This window comes from Syntrophales bacterium (assembly GCA_030655775.1).
Taxonomy (GTDB): Bacteria; Desulfobacterota; Syntrophia; order Syntrophales; family JADFWA01; genus JAUSPI01.
In genome coordinates this window covers 1-5,784 of record JAUSPI010000021.1, presented here as the reverse complement: position 1 = coordinate 5,784, position 5,784 = coordinate 1, and the positions used below count along the sequence as shown (strand labels likewise).

10 protein-coding genes are annotated in these 5,784 nt (G+C 39.9%); all 10 read right to left on the bottom strand.

Annotation, left to right across the window (positions count from 1 at the left end; translation table 11 throughout):
- Nucleotides 1-186: 186 nt before the first annotated feature.
- On the bottom strand, nucleotides 187-585 hold the full coding sequence (locus Q7J27_00925) for a type II toxin-antitoxin system VapC family toxin (GenBank protein ID MDO9527703.1): 399 nt from the start codon (nucleotides 583-585) through the stop codon (nucleotides 187-189).
- Nucleotides 582-809: a type II toxin-antitoxin system prevent-host-death family antitoxin gene (locus tag Q7J27_00920; protein ID MDO9527702.1), complete on the bottom strand. Its 228-nt coding sequence runs from the start codon at nucleotides 807-809 to the stop codon at nucleotides 582-584. The genes Q7J27_00925 and Q7J27_00920 overlap by 4 nt, the downstream gene beginning before the upstream one ends.
- 94 nt (nucleotides 810-903) lie before the next feature.
- Nucleotides 904-1,536, bottom strand: a complete 633-nt coding sequence (locus Q7J27_00915; GenBank protein ID MDO9527701.1) for a site-specific integrase — start codon at nucleotides 1,534-1,536, stop codon at nucleotides 904-906.
- A gap of 5 nt (nucleotides 1,537-1,541) precedes the next feature.
- Entirely contained in the window at nucleotides 1,542-1,967 is a 426-nt protein-coding gene (locus Q7J27_00910; protein MDO9527700.1) for a PIN domain-containing protein, read from the bottom strand.
- Nucleotides 1,957-2,181 carry a hypothetical protein gene (locus tag Q7J27_00905; GenBank protein ID MDO9527699.1) on the bottom strand — a complete coding sequence of 75 codons (225 nt, stop codon included), beginning with the start codon at nucleotides 2,179-2,181 and terminating at the stop codon, nucleotides 1,957-1,959. The genes Q7J27_00910 and Q7J27_00905 overlap by 11 nt, the downstream gene beginning before the upstream one ends.
- Before the next feature lie 418 nt (nucleotides 2,182-2,599).
- Complete coding sequence (locus tag Q7J27_00900; GenBank protein ID MDO9527698.1) at nucleotides 2,600-2,866, bottom strand: HU family DNA-binding protein; 267 nt, start codon at nucleotides 2,864-2,866, stop codon at nucleotides 2,600-2,602.
- Nucleotides 2,867-2,883: 17 nt separating this feature from the next.
- Nucleotides 2,884-3,750: a helix-turn-helix transcriptional regulator gene (locus Q7J27_00895; protein MDO9527697.1), complete on the bottom strand. Its 867-nt coding sequence runs from the start codon at nucleotides 3,748-3,750 to the stop codon at nucleotides 2,884-2,886.
- Entirely contained in the window at nucleotides 3,728-4,549 is an 822-nt protein-coding gene (locus Q7J27_00890; protein MDO9527696.1) for a helix-turn-helix domain-containing protein, read from the bottom strand. The genes Q7J27_00895 and Q7J27_00890 overlap by 23 nt, the downstream gene beginning before the upstream one ends.
- Entirely contained in the window at nucleotides 4,527-5,348 is an 822-nt protein-coding gene (locus Q7J27_00885) for a helix-turn-helix transcriptional regulator (GenBank protein ID MDO9527695.1), read from the bottom strand. The genes Q7J27_00890 and Q7J27_00885 overlap by 23 nt, the downstream gene beginning before the upstream one ends.
- Before the next feature lie 19 nt (nucleotides 5,349-5,367).
- The coding region (locus Q7J27_00880; protein MDO9527694.1) for a tyrosine-type recombinase/integrase at nucleotides 5,368-5,784 on the bottom strand (417 nt) is incomplete at its 5' end.

The following is a 5,784-nucleotide window of genomic DNA, read 5'->3' as shown; positions in this document are numbered from 1 at the left end:
TTCCCGCTCAGTTTCCCAAAGTTTTAATCGTCTTCACCCTCTTCCTCAACTTCTTCAATAGCGGGAAGAAAATCTTCGTCCTCATCAGGCGCTAGCGGCAATCCATACTGTGTCCTGAGCTCCTCAATTCTATTCAGGGGCCTTTCGAGTTGCCGCCGTCGGGTTGTTGAAAGGGATTCGTTTTTCCTATATCCAGAAAGTTTCTACATTGTACTCATGAATATTGCTATCTTTTGTTACAAGCAAGAAATTATTTTGATTAGCCTGGGCAACCAATAACCTGTCAAATGGATCTTTGTGATAATCAGGAAGCAGGGTGGAATCAATCATTTCGGAAGCAGAAGGTTCAATCATTTGCATGTTTGTATTGTTCATTATTTCATTTTTCCATGCAGTTACATTTGACATTGATATTTTGTCCTTTTTTACTAACAAAGCAATTTCCCAAAACGATATAGAAGAAACATAAAGACGGCCCTTTTTGGCTTGGTTATCGAAAAAGGTTATAAACTCTTCCGAAACTGATATTTTATTATTCCAGAAAATTAGAGCATGGGTATCAAATAAATAAGTCTCCTTTTTCACACATATTCCTCCCAGATATCTTCAACAGGTTTGATAAGCTCTTCAGGCGCAACCATAACCTGAGGCTTAATAGTCATTTTATCTCGCCAATCTGTTTGGTGTGTGGGAACTAAACGAGCAACTTCTTCTTTATTTCTCTGGATTATTATGGTTTCTCCCTTTGATGCCATGTTTAAATAATCGAACAAATTATTTCTTAATTTGGTTGCAGATACTTTAATCATTGCAAAATCCCCATTCTTTATTTTTTTGGGTATATGCTCACGGTCATTATTCTATGTACATGAGCATATACCCCTAACAATATATTGTCAACAATTAAATTAATCCTTTATCTCTTAATATCCCCTTAGCTTCCTGTCCCGACATCCTTAAATAGATTGCCGTGGTTGTCAGCGCAGAATGGCCGAGAATGTCCTGTACGATCGTAACGGGTACGCCCGCTCTTAACAGCTCAATCGCTCTCGTATGTCTTAAAATATGTGGATGTGCTGCATCTTTTGGTATATTTGCAATGTTCGCCCTTTCGTAGAACACACGTCTGAAGTTGCCCTGATCCAGCTTAAAAATATTACCTCTTTGATCCGGAAACTCCGCAATATAGGTGGCAATCTCGCTCGTTACGTTTCCCGGTACAGGAACGATGCGGGTCTGTGGTTTTGAGTTATGCTTTTTCAGCGTGATGAGCCTGATTTCCGTGTTTCGGAAGTCAATGTCTACCTTGTCGTCAATACTTAGCACCTCACCGATCCTTGCTCCCGTGTATCGCAGAACAAGAAACGTCAGCCAGTAGCGGCCGCGGGATTTTCTCTTTGCTTTTGTAGGGCTGGTATCGTACCACTCCTGAAAGACGTTGGTTAGAGAATTTACCTGGCTTTCAGTCAGATATTGTATAGCCGCTGTCCTTGCAAGAGGAAAGGAATTGTATTGTACTACATTTGCTAATGTCACGATAATCAGCTTTCCTCAAAGGGGTTTTCTATTTTTACACCTGCTATTGTCTGCCCCCTATTCAAATCTTCCGTAAAAAGGACCCTGCACTTGGAGTCAATGGCGGACGAAATTATCAAGGCATCCCAGAAGGAGATTGTGTTCTCTTTTGAGACATTGATGGCTTTGAGGATTGTATCTGTTTCAACAACTTTAACTTCCAAGGACAAAAGACTCTCGATAACTTCTCCTGCATTGTCCGCAGAAAGTCTTGGCTCAAGTTTCTTTGTGAGAACGACAAACAGTTCTTGGAGCACCTGGGTAGATATTACCATGCGTCCTATCGGCATCCACCGGGAGATGAGTTCCTTTGCCTGCTCATTCTTTTTTGGACTGCCCTGATCAAAAGCATAGGCCAGAATGTTGGTATCGAAAAAAACTTTATAGCTCATAGAGGTCTTCTCTTTCCCATTGCTCAAGTTTACCTCCATAAGCATTACTAAGTTCCAAGAATTTTTGAGCGGACCTGCGGAGCTGCTCTTCTCTACCCGTAAGATCGCCCAGGTATTCCCTTATTAAGGCATTGAGTGATACGCCCTTCGTCACAGCATGTCTTCTGGCCTTGTCCAGGAGGTCATCGGGAACGGAAAGAGTAAGATTTGCCATTTTTATCTCCTTTCCACATATTAACTTATTTAACACATTAACACATAATAAACACAGAAACAAGTAAAAAGAGAAGCCCCTACCTATTTACACGATTTCTTTTAAGGTTATCGTGTATTTTTACATAATTTTCTTTATCAAAAACCGCCTTAAGGGGATGGTTTTAACCCTTATAAAGGGATTTTTACACGATAATTGGTATTTTCGGGTAAAAAGGATTTTTCGGTTGTCATTTTCATTGTTCACCACCCAAATGGGGATTCTGATCAACAATGGTTTCTTCAAACATGTCAACTCCGAATAAACATTATTTGGTTCGGACTATACTCCGAACAATTGTGCCTATTTTTTATTGACGTGGGCAGGCGAAGCCAGTAACAGACCGCACCCGCCCTGTGTAATTTTCTAAATAAAGCCTTTAAAGCTTCTTCAGGTTTTTCCCCGCCTTGAATTTTGCGGATTTTGCAGCCGGGATAGTTATTGCCTCGCCAGTCTGGGGGTTCCTTCCTTTTCTTTCCGCCCTCTCCTTTACACTGAAAGTTCCGAATCCGGATAATGCAATACCGTCACCGTTCTTCAGCACTTCTTCAATTGTTTCCAGAACGGCATTTACTGCCCCTGCAGCATCCTTTTTTGTTAAGTCCGTTTTCTCTGCTACCTTGTCAATCAATTCTGCTTTTGTCATAAAATACATCCTCCTTGCTATCTTTTATATTCCTGCTGTAAGACTCTCCCCTCGAGAACAGGAAGTGTCAGAGTAGGCCATTTATCCTCCAGAGTTTTGATCCAACCTATGATCTCATCAGTATTTACTCTTTTTTCTCTCAATTCCTTCAAGATGAGAAGCTCAATCTTAGAAATAGAACCTATATTCAAATCCCGGGTTGCTATGATTATCTTAGCCTCATCTTCGGTTGGTTCTGTATATCTTGTAAAGTCACATTCAGAGAAAAGCGGTTCTATGTCCGTTCTTTCAACCGACCATTCTTTAATCTTTTTATGTAAGTCATGGCTGATTTTTTTGGTTGCGAAATACATTGATTTTGACTTTTCTCCATTGCCGGGCGTTTCTACAACTGACCAGACTGCCATATATAACTTCCCGTCAAGTTTAATGTAGTTGGTATTTGCTCTTCGTCTGAGCAAAAAAACATTGTCACTTTTATCCATAACTACAACAGCATATATCGGATCAACAAAAAGACTGAGACTTTCAACTGTTAAAGTGCGTATATCGAAGCTGGACAGCAAAGAAATAAATTTAAGCTCATCATTGGACGTAACAAGTATATTGACAGGTTCAGGAATCATGTGTGATGCTGCTTCTTCATGAAAAAACATCTTAATCAGTCCTCGACCTTTATAAGGATTGATAGATTGATCGTCTAAAAAATCGGGATTAATATTTAAAATCGGCGCTATCTGGCGGAGCTTATGCCGGGAGAGGGTGGAACGGCCACACTCAAACCGTTGGATTGCTTGTCGTGTTATTCCCACCGATTCTGCAAGAATATACTGTTTAACTCCTGTCAATATTCTTGAAAGTCTAAAAAGCTCGTTTATTTTCATATATGTTGGTTTTCCCTGATTGTATCAATTTCAAGGCTTGGTCAGAGCCAATTTCTTCTACACGTATTTCTTTCATGATTGTAAGTTCCAATACCGTTAAAGGTTCGATGTTCATATCTCTCTGCTTTCTCAGTTGGGCCAATTCCTGCTGTGTAGGATCAAGATAAGACATAAATTCACATTGCGAAAAGAATGGCTCAATATCCTCCCTTTCAACTGTCCAGGTCTTAATCTTTTTATAAAGATTTGTATCAATCTCCATATTAGAAAAGTATAACGATCTTCCTTTTTCCTTAATGAATGGAAACGTGAACGATATTTGTCTGCACAACAGGTCGCCGTCAGCAATAACAAAATCTGTTTCAGACTTTTTTCTCAACAGGAAAATATTATTATCCTGATCCCTGATAGCAACCGCATATACCGGACTTTGAAACGGCATTATGTTTTTAATCCCGGCAACTAAGCGCGGGGATACGACAAGAGATATAAATTCTAACTTAGAATTAGCAAACATGAGCGTAACTATCGGTTGAAAAGTCGGATCGAGAAACTTTTCAGAAAAGAACATTTTGATCAGCCCTTTGCTGTTAAAAGGGTTCTTTGTTTGGTCAACAACATATTCAGGATTAATGTCCAATGAAGGTGCTATTTTAACCAGGGTGACTTTCGATAGTTTTGCCAACCCCGTTTCAAATCTTTGCAGAGAAGATTGTCTTATACCTGCTTTAGAAGCTATCTCTTGCTGCTTTTTGCCTCTGGTCTCTCTGGCTATTCTAAATATCTCGTTTATTTTCATATATGTTGGTTTTCCCTGATTGTATCAATTTCAAAGCTTGATCAGAGCTGATTTCTTCCACACGTATTTCTTTTATGATTGTAAGCTCCAGTGCTGTCAAAGGTTCAATGTTCATAGCCCTCTGCTTTCTCAGTTGGGCCAATTCCTGCTGTGTAGGATCAAAATAAGACATGAACTTGCACTCGGAGAAAAGCGGTTCAATATCCTCCCTTTCAACTATCCAGGACATCACCTTTTCATGAAGATTTTTATCAATTTCCAAAGCGGCAAAGTATAACGACCTTCTTCTTTCTTTAACGAATCGAAGCGTAAACGACATTTTGTCGTACAAGGTACCGTCAGCCAGCACATAATCTGTTTTTAACTTTCTCCGCAGTAAAAAAACATTGTTATCTTCGTCCTTTATGGCAATGGCATATATGGGATTTAAGGAAAAGTTGAAGTTTGTTCCCTTGAAAGGTAAATCGAATTTGGATATCAAGGGAAGAAAGGTCAGGTTATCGTTGAATGCAAGGAGCGTATTGATTGGTTCAAGGATGCCATAGGAAACCATGTCCTCACTGAAGAACATTTTGATCAATCCTTCACTCTGAAACGGGTTTTTTGTCTGGTCGGTGACATATTCAGCGTTAATGTCCAACAAGGGAGCAATCCTCAAGAGAGTATTCTTTGACAGCTTTGCCAATCCGGCCTCATATCTTTGTAATGATTGTTGGCTAATACCAACAACAGCTGCAACCTCTTTTTGCTTTTTCCCACCAAGTATTCTTGAAAGTCTAAAAAGCTCGTTTATTTTCATATATGTTGGTTTTCAACCTCTATAATTTCATTTTTTCCAGATATCCCCTGGCATCCTGTGGGAGAACTGCCGTATAAATCAACGTACTAACTATATTGGTATGTCCCAACCAGTTGTTTAACACAAAGGGCGGCATACCGGCCAATGTTGCATTTACCGCAAACCCATGCCGAAAAGCACTTGGATGTCTTCTGCCCTTTTCTATACCCGCTCTTTCCGCTGTTTCTCTAATAATCAGGTATGCCCGCACCCCGGAAAAGGCAAATATCTTATCCTTTTTCCTTATCCTCTTATCTGCACAGTGTTTTGCTATATGGTCTGCCAGCCCTGACAATATAGGAATTATCCTATAGTGTGACGTGGGCTGGATGTATTCTATTTTTAAAAGTTCCTCTTTTGCCTGCTCAAGCCTTTCCTTTAACATTGGACTGGACTC

What these genes read in the sequence shown, in the direction of transcription:
- Q7J27_00920 (MDO9527702.1), bottom strand. Translation starts at nt 809, where the DNA reads ATGATTAAAGTATCTGCAACCAAATTAAGAAATAATTTGTTCGATTAT.
- Q7J27_00910 (MDO9527700.1), bottom strand. Translation starts at nt 1,967, where the DNA reads ATGAGCTATAAAGTTTTTTTCGATACCAACATTCTGGCCTATGCTTTT.
- Q7J27_00905 (MDO9527699.1), bottom strand. Translation starts at nt 2,181, where the DNA reads ATGGCAAATCTTACTCTTTCCGTTCCCGATGACCTCCTGGACAAGGCC.
- Q7J27_00900 (MDO9527698.1), bottom strand. Translation starts at nt 2,866, where the DNA reads ATGACAAAAGCAGAATTGATTGACAAGGTAGCAGAGAAAACGGACTTA.
- Q7J27_00895 (MDO9527697.1), bottom strand. Translation starts at nt 3,750, where the DNA reads ATGAAAATAAACGAGCTTTTTAGACTTTCAAGAATATTGACAGGAGTT.
- Q7J27_00890 (MDO9527696.1), bottom strand. Translation starts at nt 4,549, where the DNA reads ATGAAAATAAACGAGATATTTAGAATAGCCAGAGAGACCAGAGGCAAA.
- Q7J27_00885 (MDO9527695.1), bottom strand. Translation starts at nt 5,348, where the DNA reads ATGAAAATAAACGAGCTTTTTAGACTTTCAAGAATACTTGGTGGGAAA.